The organism is Amphritea sp. HPY (genome assembly GCF_050870985.1).
In the GTDB taxonomy this organism is placed as follows: Bacteria; Pseudomonadota; Gammaproteobacteria; order Pseudomonadales; family Balneatricaceae; genus Amphritea.
Genome location: NZ_CP194015.1, coordinates 2080216 through 2098592 on the forward strand (window position 1 = coordinate 2080216; position 18377 = coordinate 2098592).

The 18377-nt window shown below is 51.2% G+C and carries 17 protein-coding genes; 4 read left to right on the top strand and 13 right to left on the bottom strand.

Annotated elements, in window-relative coordinates:
* Positions 1 to 20: 20 nt before the first annotated feature.
* Complete coding sequence (locus ACQUQM_RS09465) at positions 21 to 701, top strand: GntR family transcriptional regulator (RefSeq protein WP_432474231.1); 681 nt, start codon at positions 21 to 23, stop codon at positions 699 to 701.
* Between the two features lie 29 nt (positions 702 to 730).
* On the opposite strand, the gene ACQUQM_RS09470 is transcribed toward ACQUQM_RS09465, so the two are convergent.
* The 10 genes from ACQUQM_RS09470 to dapA form a co-directional block, all read right to left on the bottom strand.
* Positions 731 to 1555 (bottom strand): DMT family transporter, encoded by an 825-nt coding sequence (locus tag ACQUQM_RS09470; RefSeq protein WP_432474232.1) that lies wholly within the window; start codon positions 1553 to 1555, stop codon positions 731 to 733.
* Between the two features lie 164 nt (positions 1556 to 1719).
* Positions 1720 to 2664, bottom strand: coding sequence for an ornithine cyclodeaminase family protein (locus ACQUQM_RS09475; RefSeq protein ID WP_432474233.1), 945 nt, complete (start codon positions 2662 to 2664; stop codon positions 1720 to 1722).
* 73 nt (positions 2665 to 2737) lie between these two features.
* Complete coding sequence (locus ACQUQM_RS09480) at positions 2738 to 3772, bottom strand: trans-3-hydroxy-L-proline dehydratase (protein WP_432474234.1); 1035 nt, start codon at positions 3770 to 3772, stop codon at positions 2738 to 2740.
* Between the two features lie 35 nt (positions 3773 to 3807).
* Positions 3808 to 5367, bottom strand: coding sequence for an L-serine ammonia-lyase, iron-sulfur-dependent, subunit alpha (locus tag ACQUQM_RS09485; protein ID WP_432474235.1), 1560 nt, complete (start codon positions 5365 to 5367; stop codon positions 3808 to 3810).
* Positions 5368 to 5528: 161 nt separating this feature from the next.
* Complete coding sequence (locus tag ACQUQM_RS09490) at positions 5529 to 7031, bottom strand: aldehyde dehydrogenase (protein ID WP_432474236.1); 1503 nt, start codon at positions 7029 to 7031, stop codon at positions 5529 to 5531.
* A gap of 84 nt (positions 7032 to 7115) precedes the next feature.
* Entirely contained in the window at positions 7116 to 7838 is a 723-nt protein-coding gene (locus ACQUQM_RS09495) for an amino acid ABC transporter ATP-binding protein (protein ID WP_432474237.1), read from the bottom strand.
* On the bottom strand, positions 7831 to 8502 hold the full coding sequence (locus ACQUQM_RS09500; protein WP_432474238.1) for an amino acid ABC transporter permease: 672 nt from the start codon (positions 8500 to 8502) through the stop codon (positions 7831 to 7833). The genes ACQUQM_RS09495 and ACQUQM_RS09500 overlap by 8 nt, the downstream gene beginning before the upstream one ends.
* A 12-nt stretch (positions 8503 to 8514) precedes the next feature.
* Positions 8515 to 9174 carry an amino acid ABC transporter permease gene (locus ACQUQM_RS09505; protein ID WP_432474239.1) on the bottom strand — a complete coding sequence of 220 codons (660 nt, stop codon included), beginning with the start codon at positions 9172 to 9174 and terminating at the stop codon, positions 8515 to 8517.
* Positions 9175 to 9241: 67 nt separating this feature from the next.
* Complete coding sequence (locus tag ACQUQM_RS09510) at positions 9242 to 10060, bottom strand: transporter substrate-binding domain-containing protein (protein WP_432474240.1); 819 nt, start codon at positions 10058 to 10060, stop codon at positions 9242 to 9244.
* Between the two features lie 140 nt (positions 10061 to 10200).
* Entirely contained in the window at positions 10201 to 11076 is an 876-nt protein-coding gene (gene dapA, locus ACQUQM_RS09515) for a 4-hydroxy-tetrahydrodipicolinate synthase (protein ID WP_432474241.1), read from the bottom strand.
* A gap of 478 nt (positions 11077 to 11554) precedes the next feature.
* Here dapA and ACQUQM_RS09520 point away from each other — a divergent pair, with 478 nt between their 5' ends.
* From ACQUQM_RS09520 to ACQUQM_RS09530, 3 genes are all read left to right on the top strand, one after another.
* Positions 11555 to 12556 carry a 4-hydroxyproline epimerase gene (locus tag ACQUQM_RS09520; RefSeq protein WP_432474242.1) on the top strand — a complete coding sequence of 334 codons (1002 nt, stop codon included), beginning with the start codon at positions 11555 to 11557 and terminating at the stop codon, positions 12554 to 12556.
* Positions 12557 to 12667: 111 nt separating this feature from the next.
* Positions 12668 to 13354, top strand: a complete 687-nt coding sequence (locus tag ACQUQM_RS09525; RefSeq protein WP_432474243.1) for a GntR family transcriptional regulator — start codon at positions 12668 to 12670, stop codon at positions 13352 to 13354.
* Between the two features lie 53 nt (positions 13355 to 13407).
* Positions 13408 to 14664 carry an NAD(P)/FAD-dependent oxidoreductase gene (locus ACQUQM_RS09530; RefSeq protein WP_432474244.1) on the top strand — a complete coding sequence of 419 codons (1257 nt, stop codon included), beginning with the start codon at positions 13408 to 13410 and terminating at the stop codon, positions 14662 to 14664.
* 130 nt (positions 14665 to 14794) lie between these two features.
* Here the strand turns inward: ACQUQM_RS09530 and ACQUQM_RS09535 are convergent, their stop codons facing one another.
* The 3 genes from ACQUQM_RS09535 to ACQUQM_RS09545 all read right to left on the bottom strand — a co-directional run bounded on the left by ACQUQM_RS09535 (position 14795) and on the right by ACQUQM_RS09545 (position 18325).
* A complete protein-coding gene (locus ACQUQM_RS09535; RefSeq protein ID WP_432474245.1) occupies positions 14795 to 16147 on the bottom strand; it encodes a GMC family oxidoreductase N-terminal domain-containing protein in 1353 nt (450 codons plus the stop codon).
* Between the two features lie 230 nt (positions 16148 to 16377).
* A complete protein-coding gene (locus ACQUQM_RS09540) occupies positions 16378 to 17040 on the bottom strand; it encodes a YceH family protein (protein ID WP_432474246.1) in 663 nt (220 codons plus the stop codon).
* 172 nt (positions 17041 to 17212) lie between these two features.
* Entirely contained in the window at positions 17213 to 18325 is a 1113-nt protein-coding gene (locus ACQUQM_RS09545; RefSeq protein WP_432474247.1) for a Glu/Leu/Phe/Val family dehydrogenase, read from the bottom strand.
* Positions 18326 to 18377: the final 52 nt, after the last annotated feature.

Below are 18377 nucleotides of genomic sequence, written 5' to 3' on the forward strand. Positions count from 1 at the left end.
AACAACCGGTTACAGATTCTATGAGCAAAGGAACAGCACCCGTTTATAAAACCCGCACTCAGATGGTTGCAGATATCCTGCGCGAGAAAATCCTGTCTGGCGAGATAGTCGCCGGCGAACCGCTGCGCCAGGATGCCATTGCTAAAGAATTTAATGTCAGCCGGATTCCGGTAAGAGAGGCCTTGCTGCAGCTTGAAGCTCAAGGGCTGGTTCTGTTTGAAGCCCATAAAGGGGCGACTGCAACTGAGTTATCGACAGCTAAGATTCATGAGCTGTTTGAGCTGCGCGCGCTGGTCGAATGTCATGTGCTGGAAAATGCCATCGATAATATGACCGAAGAAGATTTTGTGACGACCGAGAAAATTCTTCACGCCTTTGAAGAAACAGTCGAAAGCGGAGACCGGGTAGAGACCTGGAGTGATCTTAACTACGCCCTGCACGAAGCCCTCTACAAACCGGCCGGCCTGCCTCAGGCGATGGAGATCATCCAAAGCCTGAACATAAAAGCGGATCGCTATATCCGGATGCAACTGCTGTTCACTACCGGTATCGACAAAGCCGACCAGGAGCATAAAGAGATTCTCGAGTTATGTCGCAAGCGCGATAAAGCCGCAGCTTCGGCATTACTGCGCAAGCATATTCTGGAAGCGGGCCAGGCGATCCATGATCTGCTGACCGAACAGCAAAAGAAATTTGCCTGAATCAGGCATATTGAGATTAAGCGGTTTGCTTAAACAGGCCGCTTTCCCGAATGATAAAATCCCCACATCGCAAGCAGCGTCACCGCCCCTCCTGCCAGCTGTAAACCTGACATCAGCTCACCAAGAATCAGGTATCCGGCCACCATTGTTACTACTGGCTGTAACAGCACGAAATTAACAACCGAGTTAATACCGTGCCGTTTGATCAGTTGATACCATAGCCAATAGGCAAGAATCGAAGAACCGCACACCACATAAACCAGTGACAACATACTGTTACTGGTAAATTGCGCGGCCAGGGAAACCTCCGCGGGATTCAGCCAGTACGCCAATAAGCACAAAGGCGCACTGATAAAACCGATCCAGAACTGAAGGGTCAGTAGTGGCAGGTTGCTCAGATTGCGAATTTTCAGATTACCGATAGCCCACATCAGCACACACAGCAGAATAAGCAGCGCGCCAGCCTGTATATCAACGGCGCCTTCCAGCAAAGTAGGCACTATAGCCCCTAAACCTGCTATACAAACCGCAACCATCTGTAATACACGCAACCGCTCATTGAGAAAGATAAAAGCTAACAGCGAGGATAGCGGCGCACCCAATAACAGGATCAGACCGGCAACGACACTATCAACATAGCGTAGTCCGATACTCAGGACACAGAAATGCCCTACACCCATTATCATCGCCAGGCCGATCACCTGTCGTATGGCTGTTCGGGGAATCTTAACGAAGGGTAACAGCAACAAACTCAGCAGAACAAAACGCATACCGGTGAAAAGTAGCGGTGCCATATCGGTCACGCCAATTTTCATGACCACTACATTCAGGCCCCATATCGCAACGGTAAACATCGCAGGTAATGCCGGTTTAGCAAGCAGATTATTAATATCTAAAGCCCCCGGCAACCCGCAGCTTAATAAAGTTCAATGATGGAAACAGCCAAGGCGATGGCAGTACCAGGAAATATGATGACGCCTTAGCAGACGCCGCCCTCTCAGCCACAGATAGCAGTTAACTAACGCTGCTGATAACTCTCATAACAGCGGATCGCCCCAGCCAGATCTTCTAACGAAGCGCCAACAGATTTAAACAGCGTAATTTCATTTTCTGAGCAACGCCCCGGATGCTGTCCCCGAGTCAGCTCGGCCAATTCGGCGGAGATACCTTCAGGATTGAAGTTACCATTGGCAATCGGAATCAGCAGGTCTCCCGCTTCTGCCAAAACACCGTCACGGGTATCCGCAAAAACCTTAGACATACTGACCAGCGCATCGTCAGTTTCACGCATGGTCGGCTTATATGCACCAACCAGATCGATATGCGTACCTGGCTGCACCCATTCACCTAGGATCAGCGGTTGTTCCGACATGGTTGCGCAACTGACAATATCGGCCCATCGTACACCCTCTTCAAGCGTATGCACCACCTCAGCATTGAAACCTGCAGCGCGATAATACTCTGCCGTCTGCTCAGCTTTTTCAGTGGTACGAGACCAGACATGAATCTCTTTAATGGGCCGAACCTCAGCGTGGGCATGACCCAGGCTCATCGCCATCCGGCCACTGCCGACAATCAGTAATTTACTGGAATCTTCGCGGCTCAAATAACGGGCAGCCAGAGCTGATGTTCCGGCCGTGCGCCGGGCGGTCAGCTCTGCGGCATCCATAAAGGCTAGCGGTGCACCTGTTGCACCGTCCATCAGCAGATAGCCACCCATTATCGACGGCAGATTCTTCTGGCTATTGTCCGGATACACATTGACCAGTTTCAGGCCGGCATACTTTCCCGCGGTCCAGGCAGGCATAATCAGCATAGTAGCATCGGCTTGCCCCGGCAGCTGCATATTATGGTGATGACGCACAGGCGCCTCACAGCCCTCGACAAACATCGCCTGCAGCGCATCGATAATGCTATCCCAATCCAGATGCTGCTGCAGATCTGCTGCGCTAATAAACTGCATATATATTCCTTTCTAAATGGATATACCTTTCAAAAGTCTTTACGTCTTAACAGGCTCTTTGCTTGCTGTTCGTTTATCTGCCAAAGACGGGCCAGGTATCCGCTACCCGGTAACCTTCCGGCCATGGATCTGTCGGATCAACCATATGCTGATGGGTCCCGGTAATCCAGGCTCGACCGGAGATCAGCGGATAGATCGCATCGCGGTCGCCGATCCGGGTCATACTATCAATACTGCAATGAAAGCGTGAACCTATTACCGACTCACCGATAAAGCGATCACCCACTTTCAACAAGCCTTTCGCCTGTAACAAAGCCATCCGTGCGGAACAGCCGGTACCGGTTGGCGAACGATCCAGCTTACCCGGCTGAATTGCAACTGCATTACGGCCCAGCCAGATACCACCCTCCTGCTCCAACGGCGCCGCTATCTGACAAAATGAGATATGCTTCCAGTCCGGATTTTCCGGGTGATGGAAGCCCAGCTGTTCGTTAGCAGCATTGGTAATCTTTATACCTGTTTCGGCAATTTCCCGGGCTTCATCCGGGGTGATAGCGAAGCCCAGTTGCTTAGCATCGACAATAACAAAACTGTCGCCGCCATAGGCGGTATCGACTGTCAGGGTCCCAAGTCCGCTGACTTCGATAGTGACATCCATCTTATCGACAAACGATGGCACGTTGCGCACTGTGACCTGCTTGACCTTACCATTTTCACACTGCGCTACGACATCTATCAGACCACCCGGCGGCTCCAGAGTCATATGCGTCTCTGGTTCCTGCATCGGGATAATGCCGGTTTCCAGCAGCACGGTGGATACGCAGATACTGTTTGAACCGGACATCGGCGGAGTATCTTCCGGCTCCATAATGATCCAGCCCATCTGCGCTTTCGGGTTCTTTGCTGGCACCAGCAGATTAACGTGCCTGAAAACACCGCCACGGGGTTCGTTCAGCACAATATTACGCAGCGTCTGATCGTTTGCTATCCAGCGCGACTGCTGCCAGACAGTGTCGCCCGGCGGCGGTGCAACGCCCCCCACAATCACATCCCCTACTTCGCCTTCTGCGTGGCAACTAACTACGTGAATCACTTTATTTGAGCGCACTGTAACTTCCTCTATATCAATTTGGCAGGGGTGAATCAGCAACTCTTGAAACGCAACAAACGTGCTTCCACCTGTTTTGAGCTGTCGGTAACTGAGAGTCCCCCCAAAGCCGTACACCGCAACTCATGCGCAATGCTTTTGCCCACTGAGAAATGGGTATCCACTACCTCATCGAAAGTAACTACCGGGTCGTAGTTAGCAAGCGCCATATTGGCGCAGGACACAGCATTGGATGCCGCCATAACATTACGCCCCAGACAAGGAGCCTCCACCCGGTTGGCGATCGGATCACAGATCATGCCCAGTGAATTCTGCAACGCCAGTGATGCAGCAGTAACCGTCTGTTGCAGACTACCGCCCGCCAACGTCACAAGGCCAGCGGCAGCCATCGCCGAACCGGCACCACACTCAGCCTGGCAACCACCGACCTCGGCTGCAAAAGATGAATGCTCTGAGATAAAGACTCCTATAACACCCGCCGCCAGCATCGCTTTCACAACCTCATCTTGTGATCTACCAAGTACCTTTGCGGCACCGAGCAGACTACCCGGCAATGCTCCGCAGGAACCCGCTGTGGGTGCAGCCACAATGACCCCTAAGGAGCTTTTAACCTCCATCATCGCGCTAACATACAGGACGATGGTATTCAGCAGATCGCTTTTAAGCAGACTATCGTTCAGCATAGACTCACCGAAACCTGTCGATTGGCTATGCAGTATGCGGTCCTGGTATTCAGTGCCGCTCAAACCCGTCTGGATCGAATTATCCATAGTGCGGATAATCCCGCGCATTCGATTCAGAACATCCTCTTCAGAGATATCGCCACGTGCACTTTCGTAACGCATCGCTAACTGCCACAGTTCCAGACCTTCAGCCTGGCCCATTGCCAATAGTTCCTGGCAATACAGGAATGGCACTTCGACATTTTTACGCGACAATACCGGCAGTACCGGTTTCAGATAGCGGACGAAGCTGACTCCCTCGCTGTTTTCAATCGCCACAATATCTACAACGTCAAAGCCAGCAGCGCTTTTCAGTTCGACAAAACAGCGTTGTCCCTGGTGACGTTCAATAAAGTCATATTGCAGGTTCTCAGGTAGCCCTTGCTCAATGCTGTGCCAGTCCGAGCCATAGATCAGCAACTCATGAAAATCACCGTACAATTCAACTGCCGCACCATCGATCTCTTGCACTTCGATCATACCTCCGCCGGTTGAGATCGCGGTCAGCGAGTGCTCGGTGTCTGCATTGGCAACTCTGATACGGTAGGTATTCGGGTGTTGAGCGTCATAACTCAGGTAATTCACCTGAATGCTAATGCCGGAATCGGCGATACCCTGACGATAATTCATCATCCGCTCATCGTCGGCCTGCCAGCCCAGTAAACCACCATAGAGCCCCATATCGGTGCCCTGACTTTCATGGGTGGTGACTAATGAGCCGTTCGGATCATAATCGATAATCACATCGGTGATTTCAGCATTGATAAGGTCACGCAGTAACAGGCCGATGCGACAGGCCGCCGCACTGTGGGAGCTGGAAGGCCCCCGCATAACCGGCCCGATCACATCATTGAAGATACTCGATATAGCCATAACTCACCTGACGATCATGTAAAACATACTGTCTGACTAAAGCCTAAGCCCCCGCAACAGCAGTCTGGTGCTGAAACAGGGGTTGGCTACAACGGGTTATCCATATTTGGATATATAAAGCGGTTTACTTGAGGTTAAGTGAAAAAGTTTTCACACAGCCTCTACTCGCTAAGATCGAGCCAGATGGTCTTAGTCTCAGTATATTGATCGTGGGCCTGCAAAGAGTTATCGCGGCCACCAAAACCAGACAACTTATAGCCACCAAACGGAGTACTGATATCGCCCTCGGCATAACAGTTAACCGATACCGTACCGGCCTGCAGCTTACGGGCATAGCGTTGTGCATTTACACCGCTGGAAGTATAAAGCGACGCTTGCAAGCCGTAGCAGGTATCATTTGCGATGGCCAACGCCTGCTCATCGGAATCAGCAGTGATAATCGCAAACACAGGGCCGAAGATCTCTTCCCTTGCAATCGTCATATCCGGGGTAACATCATCAAACAGGGTCGGCGCGACAAACAGGCCATCGCCAATCACAACCGGCTCGCCTCCGGCCAGTACTGTTGCACCTTCCGCCTTACCCTTCGAGATGTAATGACAGATCTGGTCGTACTGCTCACGGCTGACAATTGCACCCAGCGCATTAGCCGGATCCAGCGGGTCTCCCGTTTGCCACTCTTCCATCGCCTGCAGGATCTTAGCGGTTAATTCGGCTTTGACATCTTTATGCACGATCACCCGGGAGTTAGCAGTACAGTTTTGACCCATATTCCATAGCGCTGCATAGACAATGTGCTGCGCCGCACTTTCCAGGTTATCCGCATCGGCAAGCACTACCGAAGGGTTCTTACCACCGCATTCCAGAACGATCTTCTTCAGGTTGCTCTGTGCAGAAAACTCGAGGAACTTACGCCCGATCTCAGTTGAACCGGTAAAAGAAACCACCTGCACATCGTCGTGTAATCCCAATGCCTGACCAGCTTCGTGGCCATAGCCCGGCAATACATTCATGACCCCGGCAGGAATCCCTGCCTCCAATGCCAATTCAGCCAGGCGCAGCGTGGTCATGCTGGTTTGTTCTGCAGGTTTAATAACAACGCTGTTGCCGGTCGCCAGCGCCGGACCTAACTTCCAGGCCACCATCATCAACGGGAAGTTCCACGGCAGGACGCAAGCCACCACACCCAGAGGTTCACGGACAATCAAACCCACCGCATCGTTACCGGATGGTGATAGCTGGTCATACATCTTATCGGCCGCTTCCGCGTGCCATTCGATACAATGAATAGTCTCCGGCAGATCGGTCAGCTCACACTCACGAATTGGCTTGCCACTTTCCAGGCTCTCCATCACCGCCAGCTCGCGGCTGTTCTGACTAATCAGGTCGGCAAACTTAAGCATAATTTTCTTACGCTCGGAGGGGTGCATGTCGGCCCATTCGCCCGCTTCAAAGGTCGCTTTAGCATTGGCCACGGCAACGTTGACATCGTCCTGGTTACAGGCCGCAATCTGCGCTATTTCTGCACCGGTTGCAGGGTTTACCGTTGACATAGTATTGCCCGATAAAGCCGGTACAAACTGACCATTGATATACGCCTGAACTGGCAGATTCAAATCACCGGCTAGATCACGGTATTCGCTAAGAGTTAGTAATTCTGACATGGCTGAAGCCTCTTCTATCAATCTTTAAAGTTCGTGGCCGTTAGGTTAAACGGCCTGACATCAAGTAAATAAGTGCGTGAAAAATCAGCGAACGTTGCTCAGGAATTGCTGAGTACGCTCTCTTTGCGGGTCATTGATTAACTGTTGCGCCGGACCGATCTCTTCGATGACTCCCTGATGGAAAAACGCAACGCGGTCTGACACATCCCGGGCGAAACTAATCTCATGGGTCACTACAATCATGGTCATACCTTCATCCCGCAGCAGGCGCAGGGTATCCAGCACCTCACCAACCAACTCAGGGTCAAGCGCGGAAGTGACCTCATCGAACAACATATAATCAGGTTCCATCGCCAGTGCGCGGGCAATTGCCAGACGTTGCTGCTGACCACCGGACATCCGGGTCGGATAAACATCCAGCTTGTCGCCCAGGCCAACATGTTTTAGCTGCTGCTCGGCAATGCTGTAGGCTTCGTCTTTAGATTTTCCCAACACCAGCTTGGGTGCCAGCGCCACGTTATCCAGTACTGACAGATGAGGAAAAGAGTTCCACTGCTGGAATACCATACCGATATGCCGACGCAACTCATTCAGGTTGGTTTTATCAGCATGTACGTCGATACCGTCGACCAGAATCTGTCCGCCCTGAATTTTTTCCAGTGCATTGATGCAATACAGCATGGTCGATTTACCGGAACCACTGGCACCGATCACGCTGATTACTTCGCCCTTTTCAACACTCAGGTCGATACCTTTTAAAACCGTAAGATCGCCAAACTTCTTTTCGACACTTTTTAACTCAATCATACTGCCACCTCTGTTCCAGCCTGGCTGTCATCTTTGATATAGGGTAAGAAAGGGCAAAGTAGAACAGCCCTACAATAGTCAGAATAATTAAAGGCTCCTGGGTTCTGGTAACCAGAATCTGAGAGGCCCTCAGCAACTCGATATAACCCAGCACCGAAACCAGGGCAGAGTCTTTCAATACCCCCAGTGCCACACCGGTCCAGGCCGGTAGTACCGCCCGTATACCGACCGGCATAACCACGTATCGGATATCCTGCCAATAGGTCATACCCAGTGACCTTGCAGCATTACGCATCGAACGAGGTACCGCTTCGATACCGCCTCGTGCAACCTGCGCCACCAGCGCGGCAGTATAGAAAATCAACACGATAGTACCCGCCGCAAACGGCCCTACCGGCAACCCCAAAATAGGGAAAAAGTTGAAGAACAGCAGCAACTGAATAATCAGCGGCACACTGCGAAACACATCAAGCACAGACCCCAGGGTTATATTGGCCCAACGGGATACACTCAGCGCCCAACCAAACAGACAACCCAGTACAGTACCCACTGAGATAGCGATCGCAGAAATCACCAGGGTCCCCCCTGCACCTTTCGCCAGATACCACAGGTCGTTGATTTGGAATCCGCTAAAGAACTGAATAGCACTTACTTCAGTAGACATACATTTACACCTCTAATAACGGAACAGCTTTCTGCACAGCAGGTATGAAGTGCCCAGCACAACTTTAACCAACAGGTAGTAGATCACCGCCGCGGCAAGGAAGAACTCAAACAGCCGGAACGTATTCGATGCCATGAACTGGGTCTCACCCGATAATTCACGGAAGCCGACCAGCATGCCTAAGGAACTCATCAATACTGCCCAGACCAATTGATTGGTTAACGGGTGGTAGACCAGGCGAAACACCTGGGGGATGACAATACGCAGATAAGCCTGAGGTGCAGTCATGCCTAAACAGCGGGCCGCTTTAATCTGGGTATCGGGGATAGCCAGAAAGCCACCGCGAAAGTTCTCAGCCAGATAGCCGGCATTGTTGAATGACAGGCCGCACAATACGATCAGAAAAGGTGACAGATGCCAGCCAAACGCGCCCAGGCCAAAGCCAAAGAAAAACAGCTGCAACAGCGCCGGGGTATTACGGGCGATTTCAACCCATACAGTGGCAAACAGATAGAGTGGACGATTACCGTGTAAGCGCAACAGTGCCAGAACCAAGCCGAGTACAATGCCGATAATCATCGACAGTGCAGCGGCTTCCAGGGTCGTTAATGCCGCTTCCATAAGATCCGGCAAGGCTTTGATTACAGGCCGCCAGTGGAATGTGTAATCCATATTAGTACCTATTAATTTGTGATACCGGCACCGCCCAAACTAGCTGAGCAGCACCGGCAAGATTGAATTAATACAGTACGTTTGGAATACGCAGTGCAGGTGCCTCGCCACCCACATAGGTACCCCAAAGCTCCTGATAACGACCGGAGCGAACCTGATGGGTTACAAACAGGTTCAGGTAGTTCAACCAACCCTGATCTTTACGCGGACCCACCACCGAGGTGTAGTCGGTAGTCCATGGCATGCGCGGACCGGCACTCAGGGTATCGAACTGCTGCACAACCGGTTTAACCGCAGTGTTAGTGGTCAGGCCTGCATCCGCCTTACCCTGCGCTACTGCCAGAAATACTTCGTTTTCACTCTGATAGCTCTGGTACAGGTCTTCGGTACCCCACTCTTTCGCAAGTTTCAGGAACTCTTTCTCAGGCACAGTACCCACCGCAGCAGCGATGCGCTTGCCTTTCATATCCTCAAAAGTCTTTATGCCAGAGTCTTTGCCCACTATCGCTTGTGCGTAGTAGATGGCGTAAGGAATTGAGAATCCCACAGTGACAGCCCGTTGCAGGGTATCGGAAGTACCGCCAAACACGACATCGGTACGATTATTCAGAATAGAAGGCAGACGTTCAGCCCAGGTGACCGGCAGAATTTCAGCATCCACATCCAGCGCCTTTGCCAGGTCATTACAGTATTCAACATCGAAGCCAGCCGGCTCGTTGTTTGCGTCGCGGTAGCCAATTGGCGGGAAATCCAGCACTACGCCACAGCGCAGGGTACCTTCGCTAATTACATCATCCAGCTTGTCCGCTTGTGCTGAAGTAATAGTGCCAAGTGCGATAACACTGCCGATTGCCAGTGATGCCAGATGCTTGGTAAATGTCTTCATGTCTCTGTTCCTATTATTGTATTGAGATTTTGACATTGAGGGGCAATCCCTCAAAAACTGTAAAACACGATTTTTTTCAATTTCTTTTGTAGTAACTTTTGTTGTTACTTTTGTTGTTACATTTAGCTTCTTTAACGGGTTTATTTAATAGAGGCTGTGAGAGCCGCAATAAAGTCCGCCTTATCTTCTTCGCTGATCGGCAACAGAGGTGCGCGCACTTCGCCTACCGGCAGTCCCATATGGGCGCAACCCAGTTTGGCTTTCTGATTGTAATCAGCTGATTCCTGATTCTTGATGACAGGCAGAATGCGTTGCATGGTCTTGCGCAGGGTTACGTAGTCGCCGTTTTTCGCCGCTTCGATAATCTGCACATGATCTGCTGGCAGATAGTTGGCAGCACCACCGATCCAGGAGCGCACGCCCCAGAACATGTAATCAGCGGCCTGGTCATCGGAACCGCAAATAACCTCAAAGTCCGTCATGCCGGCATTAATCAGGCTCAGGGCGCGGCTAAAATCGCCGCTGCTTTCTTTGATACCGACAATATTCTTATCTGTACTCAGCTCAATCACCGCCTCAACGCTGATCTCTACACCGGAACGATCAGGAAAGTTGTACATAATGATCGGCATATCAGCTTCGACACTAACCGTTTTATAGTGCTGGATGATTTCAGCTTCCTGCGGCAGGCAGTAAATAGGCGGTGCCAGCATCAGAGCCTTATAGCCAAGCGCTTTAGCTTCTTCAGCTTTTTCCACAGAACCTGCCGTGTGGGTATCGTTAACACCTGCAATCAGCAACGCCCGGTCACCGACACGATCAGCAATAAACGCCATCACACTGCGACGCTCATCACCAACAAACGCATAGTATTCACCGGTGGTACCGCAGGCGACGACACCACGGACACCTGCATTGATCAGATGATCGAGCAGATTGCCCAGAGCGCTGTAATCCACCTTGCCTTCGCTATCGAAGGGGGTAACTACAGGAACTAAAACGCCTTCAAAATTCATAACCTTTCCTCAATTTAATCAAACAGTGGCTCAGGAACTCCCTGAACCACGGCCTGAGAACTAACGCAACTATTCCAATTCTCACTGGCTCCTGACGCCCCCAGACCTGAGGCTTAAGTAAGCCTCTTACTCAACAACGGGTAACCACTTAACAGTGCCGTTTCGGGTCGCTTCAAAAAGCCAACGAAAATCATCATAATGCAGTTGAATATTTTATACAATATATAATATTTCATTATTTTTGCTTACTGCTTAACCAACTCAAAGCTCGATATCAACCCTTAAAACCACCCTGAAAGCCTTGTATTACGGGGGTAATGTAAATTTCAATGCAAATAAAACGAAGCGATGAGCGGTAATCCAGAACAGACGCAACATGCTTCACTTAGAAAATTAAATATTGTATAAAGTATTCAGTTTACAAAAATAAGCACCGATATCCGGTGCAAAATAAGAATTTGATTGCAGGTAGTTAAGTATGAGAGAAGGCACTTTTTTCTGTATCGATGCCCACACATGTGGCAACCCTGTCCGTCTGGTCGCCGGTGGCTATCCGGAGTTGATCGGCGAAACCATGAGCCAGAAGCGCCAGTACTTTCTGCAGAATTTTGACTGGATCCGTCAGGCGCTGATGTTTGAACCCCGTGGCCATTCGATGATGTCCGGCGCTATCGTATACCCACCCTGCTCAGCTGATGCCGATGCTGCTGTGTTGTTTATTGAAACCAGCGGCTGCCTGCCGATGTGCGGGCACGGTACTATCGGCACAGTGACTGCCGCTATAGAAAATGCGATTATACGGCCCCGCATCCCAGGCCAGCTGATCCTTGACGTACCCGCCGGTAAGATCCGTATCGAGTACCAGCAAAACGGCGCCAAAGTAGAAAAGGTCCGGATATTCAATGTGCCTTCTTATCTGGCCCATGCTGAAGTCGCGGTTAAAGTCCCAGATATGGGCGAGCTGATCATCGACATATCTTACGGCGGGAATTTTTACGCCATCGTGGACCCACAGAAGAACTTCGCGGGTCTTGAGCATTTCAGCGTCGACCAGATTCTCCACCTGAGCCCGATCGTTCGCCATATTGTTGACCAGGCTGTCGACTGCGTTCACCCGGATGATCCAACGGTATCCGGTGTATCCCATGTTTTGTGGACCGGCACACCGACGCAGCCAGGTGCCCACGCCCGTAACGCAGTGTTCTACGGCAACCGTGCGATAGACCGATCACCTTGCGGTACCGGGACCAGTGCCCGCATGGCCCAGTGGCATGCAAAAGGTAAGCTCAGTGTGGGTGACGATTTTGTCCATGAAAGCATTATCGGCAGCCTGTTTGAGGGTCGTATTGAAGCCGCGACGACTGTAGGAGAGCACAACGCCATCATGCCTAGCGTACAAGGCTGGGCCCGGGTCTACGGCCACAACACCATCTGGGTCGATAGCGAAGATCCTTACGCTCACGGCTTTGAAGTGAAATAACAGCTCTCTCATGCCTGACCTTGGGTATTGGTCTGGCGATGAGTTTATTCCGGCCTGACAGACAAACAGAGAGCCTTTCATCACTGGTCCGACATTTGAGATACAGAATCTATGCAACAGAATAATAAAACTAAATTCGTTTATAAAACCCGCACCGAGATGGTTGCCGATAACCTGCGCAATAAGATCCTGTCCGGCCAGATTGTCGCCGGTGAAGCTCTGCGCCAGGATGCGATTGCCAGGGAATACAACGTCAGTCGAATTCCTGTGCGAGAGGCGTTACTGCAACTTAAAGCTCAGGGGCTGGTCAATTTTGAAGCCCATAAAGGCGCAACCGCAACTGAGCTGTTGCCGGGTAAGATTCACGACCTGTTTGAACTCCGCGCACTGGTCGAATGTCACGTCCTGGAAAAGGCTATCCCGAAGATGACCGAGCAGGACTTCACTACCAGCCGTCAAATTCTGCACGCCTTCGAAGATGCGGTTAAAAGCGGCACCCGAATTGAGGACTGGAGCGACCTCAACTATGCCTTCCATGCCGCCCTTTACCGACCTGCTGACATGCCTATGGCGTTGGATATTATTCAGAAACTGAACTTTAAATCTGACCGCTATATTCGGATGCAGTTGCTGTTCACGACCGGTATCGATAAAGCAGACCGGGAGCACTGCGACATCCTTGAACTATGCCTCAAACGGGATATTAAAGGCGCTTCGGCTTTGCTCAGAAAGCACATTCTGGAAGCCGGCCAGGCGATTCATGACCTGCTGATCGAGCAGCAGGTCAAACAGAATTAACCCTATTCATTTAAACACTGATTTTCCATTCAACAAGTAACTGGGAATGCTCTATGAAGACTATGACACAGGATATTATTGTGATCGGTGGAGGTGTTATCGGCACCAGCTGTGCACTTGCTTTGCAACAGGCGGGACAAAGCGTGCTGCTGTTGGATCGGGAAGCCCCCGGTGCCGGAGCCTCTTCGGGAAACGCAGGGCACATTGCCACCGAGCAGGTGTTCCCGCTGGCATCGACCGAGATCCTGTTACAGCTACCCAAGATGCTGCTCGACCCGCTTGGCCCATTGAGCATCGACTGGCGCTACCTGCCTCAAATCACTCCCTGGATGCTGCAATTGGTCAGCAATATGCGGCCAAAGGTAAATAAGCGCAGCGCAGATGCACTCTCCACTTTGAATCGTGCCAGCCTGACAGCATGGCGTGACATGCTTGGTTCGATTAACCGTACTGACCTGTTACAGGAGAAAGGCTCCCTGCTGGCCTATGAAAAGCCTGAAACCAAAGCCAGCCTGCTTACACATATGGAAAAACTCAGCACCTACGATGTTCCCGTCGCCCACCTTGATGGTGCTGAACTGCATGAACACGCCCCCGCACTGAGTAAGCGCTTGTTAGGTGCGCTGGAATTTCCCGCCACTGCTCATGTCACTGATCCACTTAAATTAGTCGAAGCCCTGTTTGAGGCCGCCCAACAACAAGGCATGACCTATTCACAGACAGCTGTCACAGGTGGACGCCTGACCGAAGCAGGCGTCGAACTGGAAACCGCTGATGGCACACTGCGTTGCAAGCGCGTGCTGATTGCAAACGGCGCCTATGCCAAACCTTTGGTACGGGCATTAACCGGTGTGAAAGTGCCACTGGAAACCGAACGCGGCTACAACCTGATGCTACCCAAAGAGCTGGATACCCTGCCGGTGGCAGTCACTTCAGCTGAACGCCGGTTTATCATGACGCCTATGCAGGGCGGTCTTCGTCTGGCGGGGACAGTCGAGTTCGCCGGACTCGAACGGGAAGCCAATATGAAACGAGCCAGAATGCTGCAGCAACATGCCCAGGCACTGTTTGACCGACCGCTGAATACAGAAGGTGCAGAACCCTGGATGGGTCGCAGGCCATCGCTGCCGGACTCACTGCCCGTAATCGACCGTACCGGCCCAAAAGGAGAAGTGTTATTAGCCTTCGGCCATCAGCATTTAGGGCTGACCCAGGCGGCACTTACCGCGCAGTTGATTAGCCAGCTTTATCAGAATCAGCCAACCACATACGACCTTGAACCTTATCGGCTGAGCCGATTTAGGAATTGAATAATAAAAGTTGAGTAATAAAACAAGGCTTTCAGAGAGACCGGGGCTCTCTGAAAGCCTTTTCACTTATGCTGCCAGACCTTCTTCTGGCAGCATCAGATCATGTATCAGCTGTCCCTTTTTATAGTGGCTACCTGACAATTGTCTTAGCCAGACGTTTGCCCAGACATAGCAGCGTATACGTGGGTGGCAGCCCCCAGGGCTCAGGAATAACCGATGCGTCGCAAACAAACAGGCCTGGAATATTCGTCTGGAGATCGGAGTCAACCACCTCGCCTATCTTGGCGCTGCCTCCCGGATGAGCGGCAAAATGATGGCTCTTGAATATGCTTTTAGCATTCGCATTCCTGAGTATATTTTTTGCAATATCCACCCCGGTTTCAAACCTGGACTTATCGTCAGCAGATAAACTCTTGTTAAGCCACTTCGGGCCAACATTTCCGCCAAGGTCATCTCTTATTTTCACCATAATACTCAGGGTTCTGGCATGAGAATGCAGCCGATCAAACCGACCAACCTGCGCACTAAACAGTTGAAACAGCGGTTTTGGTAACGCCAGGTCAGAGAGCATTATCCCCTGCTCGGGCAAGTGCATACCGGCCGCCATAGGCACTTCACTATCAGACTTATCTGCATCAAAATCAGCACCATCGACAGTACCCATTACGGCGATAACCGGGTCGGTAAAATAGTCTTTCCCCGCCCGAGCCACACCACTAGCCGCCAATATTCTTGGTGTGCCAATGCCGCCAGCTGCGAGCACAATATTGTTGGCTCGTAGCTGTTTAACTCTTCCTTGCTGAGTAAATTTGATACCGACGGCCCGATCTTTCTCGGTTAATACCTGGGAGACCTTAGCTTTCAGAAATAACTTAGCACCCGATTCTATCGCCTGATCAAGGTACATCCGCGCATTCCATTTGGCATCATAAGGACAACCGTAAGCGCAGCGATGGCAATGAGCACGGCATTTATCCAGGTAGGTAAATTTTTGAAGATTTCGCCAGTCCAATCCCATGGACAAAGCACTGGATTTGATCTGCTTAGCCAATGGACCGACCAGATCATCAGTCAGCGTAGTAAGCGGCAGTTCTTGTTCGACTTCAGCCACCTCGACAGACAGGTCAACACCATATTTACTAAACAGGTCGGCTGGCGGAGCCATCGCTGTGGCAAAATTAATCGTTGAGCTGCCACCTGCAGTGATGCCTCGCATAAGTAGCGACAGGTCAGAATTGATAAAAGCACCCTTGCCGGGAATCGCAGCGATACCGGCCATTTGCAGGAACTTACCCTCGAGTGGTGCATCACTCCCCCACTCAACCACAGCAACCTTTTGCCCTCGCAGACTCAACTCTTTAGCGACGGTGGCACCACCAGGTCCGCTGCCGACCACGATAGTGTCGAAGAGACTGTTACTAAGAGATTGATTGAGCGGCTGACTGACATCACTCAGGGAAATCTGTTGTTTTACTGAATTCATTTTGCACACTGACTATTTGAAACCCCAAGGAAAGAGCTTCAATATATAGGTTACGGGGCCGACATCTTACGGTTCAGGGCAGGCTATAGCCAGTGCTTACCTGTTGCAGGTAGCAGCTTGATCAGTTTTTTTGCTGTTCACCCATGAACAGCGGATATGGTTGAGTGCAAGCAGGGCTTAGCAGAAGTAATAACAACTATCCCGTTTAGATAGAATTCTTTTCAGCCAGCTTAAGACATCAGCTCATCAAGCGTCGCTGTAAGCGTTGCTACTTTCTCTTCCAATTCAGATAATCTTTGCTCTAGCGCTTCAACCCGTTCGCTGTTACCGCTTTCTCTGGCGCGGGGAATAGCCGCTATTTCATCCGGGCCCGCGGCTTCGACTTCTCCGCTGAACAGATGCGCATAACGTGACTCACGCTTGCCTGGCTCCCGTGGCATGCGAACGACCAGAGCACCATCTTCGCGCTCACTCATCTTTTGCAGCGCGCCCTCCACGTCATGGACATCAGAAAAGCTGCATAAGCGATTGGTACGGCTACGCAGTTCACCTGGCGTCTGCGGCCCGCGCAGAAACAGCACACAGACAATACCTAACGCCTGCTCACTGAGCTTGAGCTCGCTGAACTCGGTATTACAAAAACGATGTTTATATTTCACTACCCGACTACCAAAACCGGATTCCTCGCGGATTAACCGCTTCTTGCTCAATTCATCCAGCAGGTCCTGAACTTCGGTTTCAGACAGATCCATCACCGGCTCGCGGTTACTCTTCTGGTTGCACGCCGCAGTCAGCGAGTTTAGTGACAAAGGGTACTGATCAGGCGTCGTGATCTCCTTTTCAATCAGACAGCCGATTACCCGCGTTTGATTCAGACTCAGATCCATATCCACAGTGTTGTCACCTCTTCTGTCGACCTTGTAAAACAGCTTAAAAAGGTCATATCAGTTCAATACAAAATCTTTCTATTTCATGAGATTACATTATTTCAAACGATAATAGGACAGTAATCAGAATTAAATGAGAGTAAGCCAAACACTAACTCAGCTAATCGCTATCAAAGGCTCAAAAGCCAGGCCTGCGCTGAAGCGACATTGCCCGTTTTACCCTGGCGATCGCTATCCTTTCACCCGCTTCCCGGGGAGTAATCGCTTCGGCATGCGCCAGCTTTAACATCTCTCCAGTGTTGTGCCTGATCTTCTCTCTGATCGCCTCAAAGGCACTTTCCTGCCCCAGATGGCTATATTCCATCGAGCCACAAATCACACCACCAGCATTGGCGATAAAATCAGGAATAACCAGCACGCCACGCTGATGCAAGGTCATTTCAGCATCCCGGGTAAAAGGGATATTCGCCCCCTGAACCACCAGCCGGGCTTTCAGGCGATCAACATTTTCACTATTGATCACATCAGGACGGGCCGCTGGAACCCATATATCACAGTGCACATCGATAATCGCATCGGCACTTAGCTTTTCGCCTGCGGCATAATCGATCACACTGCCGCCTTGCTGTTTAAGTGTTGTCAGCAGATCAAGGTCCAAACCCTCTTTGCAATAAACTGTACCCTGAGAATCACTGACCGCGACAATCGTTGCACCTTGTTCTGCCAGGTAACGTGCACTGTGACTGCCAACAGCGCCAAAACCCTGAAAGGCGACCGTCGCGTTAGCCAGATTGATATCGCTATACTGCAGCGCAATTTCGGTAGCATGACTAACGCCCCAGCCGGTGGCACCGATCTCATCCAGTGGAATGCCACCTATCTCCCGGGGCAAGCCCACCGCCCGGCCTATCTCATCGTGTACCCAGGCCATACACTCTTCATTGGTTCCCATATCCGGGCCGAAGATATACTCGGTATTATTCGCAAGGGCCGAGGCAAAAGCCCGAATCAGCTGCTCTTTTTCTGCCCTGGCCATTTTAGGGTCACCAATCAGTACCGACTTAGCTCCACCATGGGGCAGTTCTGCTATGGCATTTTTCAGGGTCATCGCCCTTGCCAGGCGCGCGCACTCAGTGGTACTTACATCCGGCGCCATACGTAAGCCGCCAATTGCGGGACCCGCAGCGATGTTATCTACGACTAATATACCTTGCAGCTGGTAGCGCAGATTCTGGATGTAGATGATTTTTAGCGGCCCCAGCTCATCACAGCAGTGGAATGACTCAGTCATACTCCCGGTCCCCTGTACTGATTTTTCAATAGCACTGACATCATCTTAAGCC

Bases quoted from the DNA above. Each gene is read 5' to 3' on its own strand.
- ACQUQM_RS09475 (WP_432474233.1), bottom strand. From the start codon at position 2,664: ATGCAGTTTATTAGCGCAGCAGATCTGCAGCAGCATCTGGATTGGGAT.
- ACQUQM_RS09545 (WP_432474247.1), bottom strand. From the start codon at position 18,325: ATGACTGAGTCATTCCACTGCTGTGATGAGCTGGGGCCGCTAAAAATC.
- ACQUQM_RS09495 (WP_432474237.1), bottom strand. From the start codon at position 7,838: ATGATTGAGTTAAAAAGTGTCGAAAAGAAGTTTGGCGATCTTACGGTT.
- ACQUQM_RS09530 (WP_432474244.1), top strand. From the start codon at position 13,408: ATGAAGACTATGACACAGGATATTATTGTGATCGGTGGAGGTGTTATC.
- ACQUQM_RS09510 (WP_432474240.1), bottom strand. From the start codon at position 10,060: ATGAAGACATTTACCAAGCATCTGGCATCACTGGCAATCGGCAGTGTT.
- ACQUQM_RS09535 (WP_432474245.1), bottom strand. From the start codon at position 16,147: ATGAATTCAGTAAAACAACAGATTTCCCTGAGTGATGTCAGTCAGCCG.
- ACQUQM_RS09500 (WP_432474238.1), bottom strand. From the start codon at position 8,502: ATGTCTACTGAAGTAAGTGCTATTCAGTTCTTTAGCGGATTCCAAATC.
- ACQUQM_RS09485 (WP_432474235.1), bottom strand. From the start codon at position 5,367: ATGGCTATATCGAGTATCTTCAATGATGTGATCGGGCCGGTTATGCGG.
- ACQUQM_RS09490 (WP_432474236.1), bottom strand. From the start codon at position 7,031: ATGTCAGAATTACTAACTCTTAGCGAATACCGTGATCTAGCCGGTGAT.
- ACQUQM_RS09465 (WP_432474231.1), top strand. From the start codon at position 21: ATGAGCAAAGGAACAGCACCCGTTTATAAAACCCGCACTCAGATGGTT.
- dapA (WP_432474241.1), bottom strand. From the start codon at position 11,076: ATGAATTTTGAAGGCGTTTTAGTTCCTGTAGTTACCCCCTTCGATAGC.
- ACQUQM_RS09520 (WP_432474242.1), top strand. From the start codon at position 11,555: ATGAGAGAAGGCACTTTTTTCTGTATCGATGCCCACACATGTGGCAAC.
- ACQUQM_RS09470 (WP_432474232.1), bottom strand. From the start codon at position 1,555: ATGTTTACCGTTGCGATATGGGGCCTGAATGTAGTGGTCATGAAAATT.
- ACQUQM_RS09505 (WP_432474239.1), bottom strand. From the start codon at position 9,174: ATGGATTACACATTCCACTGGCGGCCTGTAATCAAAGCCTTGCCGGAT.
- ACQUQM_RS09525 (WP_432474243.1), top strand. From the start codon at position 12,668: ATGCAACAGAATAATAAAACTAAATTCGTTTATAAAACCCGCACCGAG.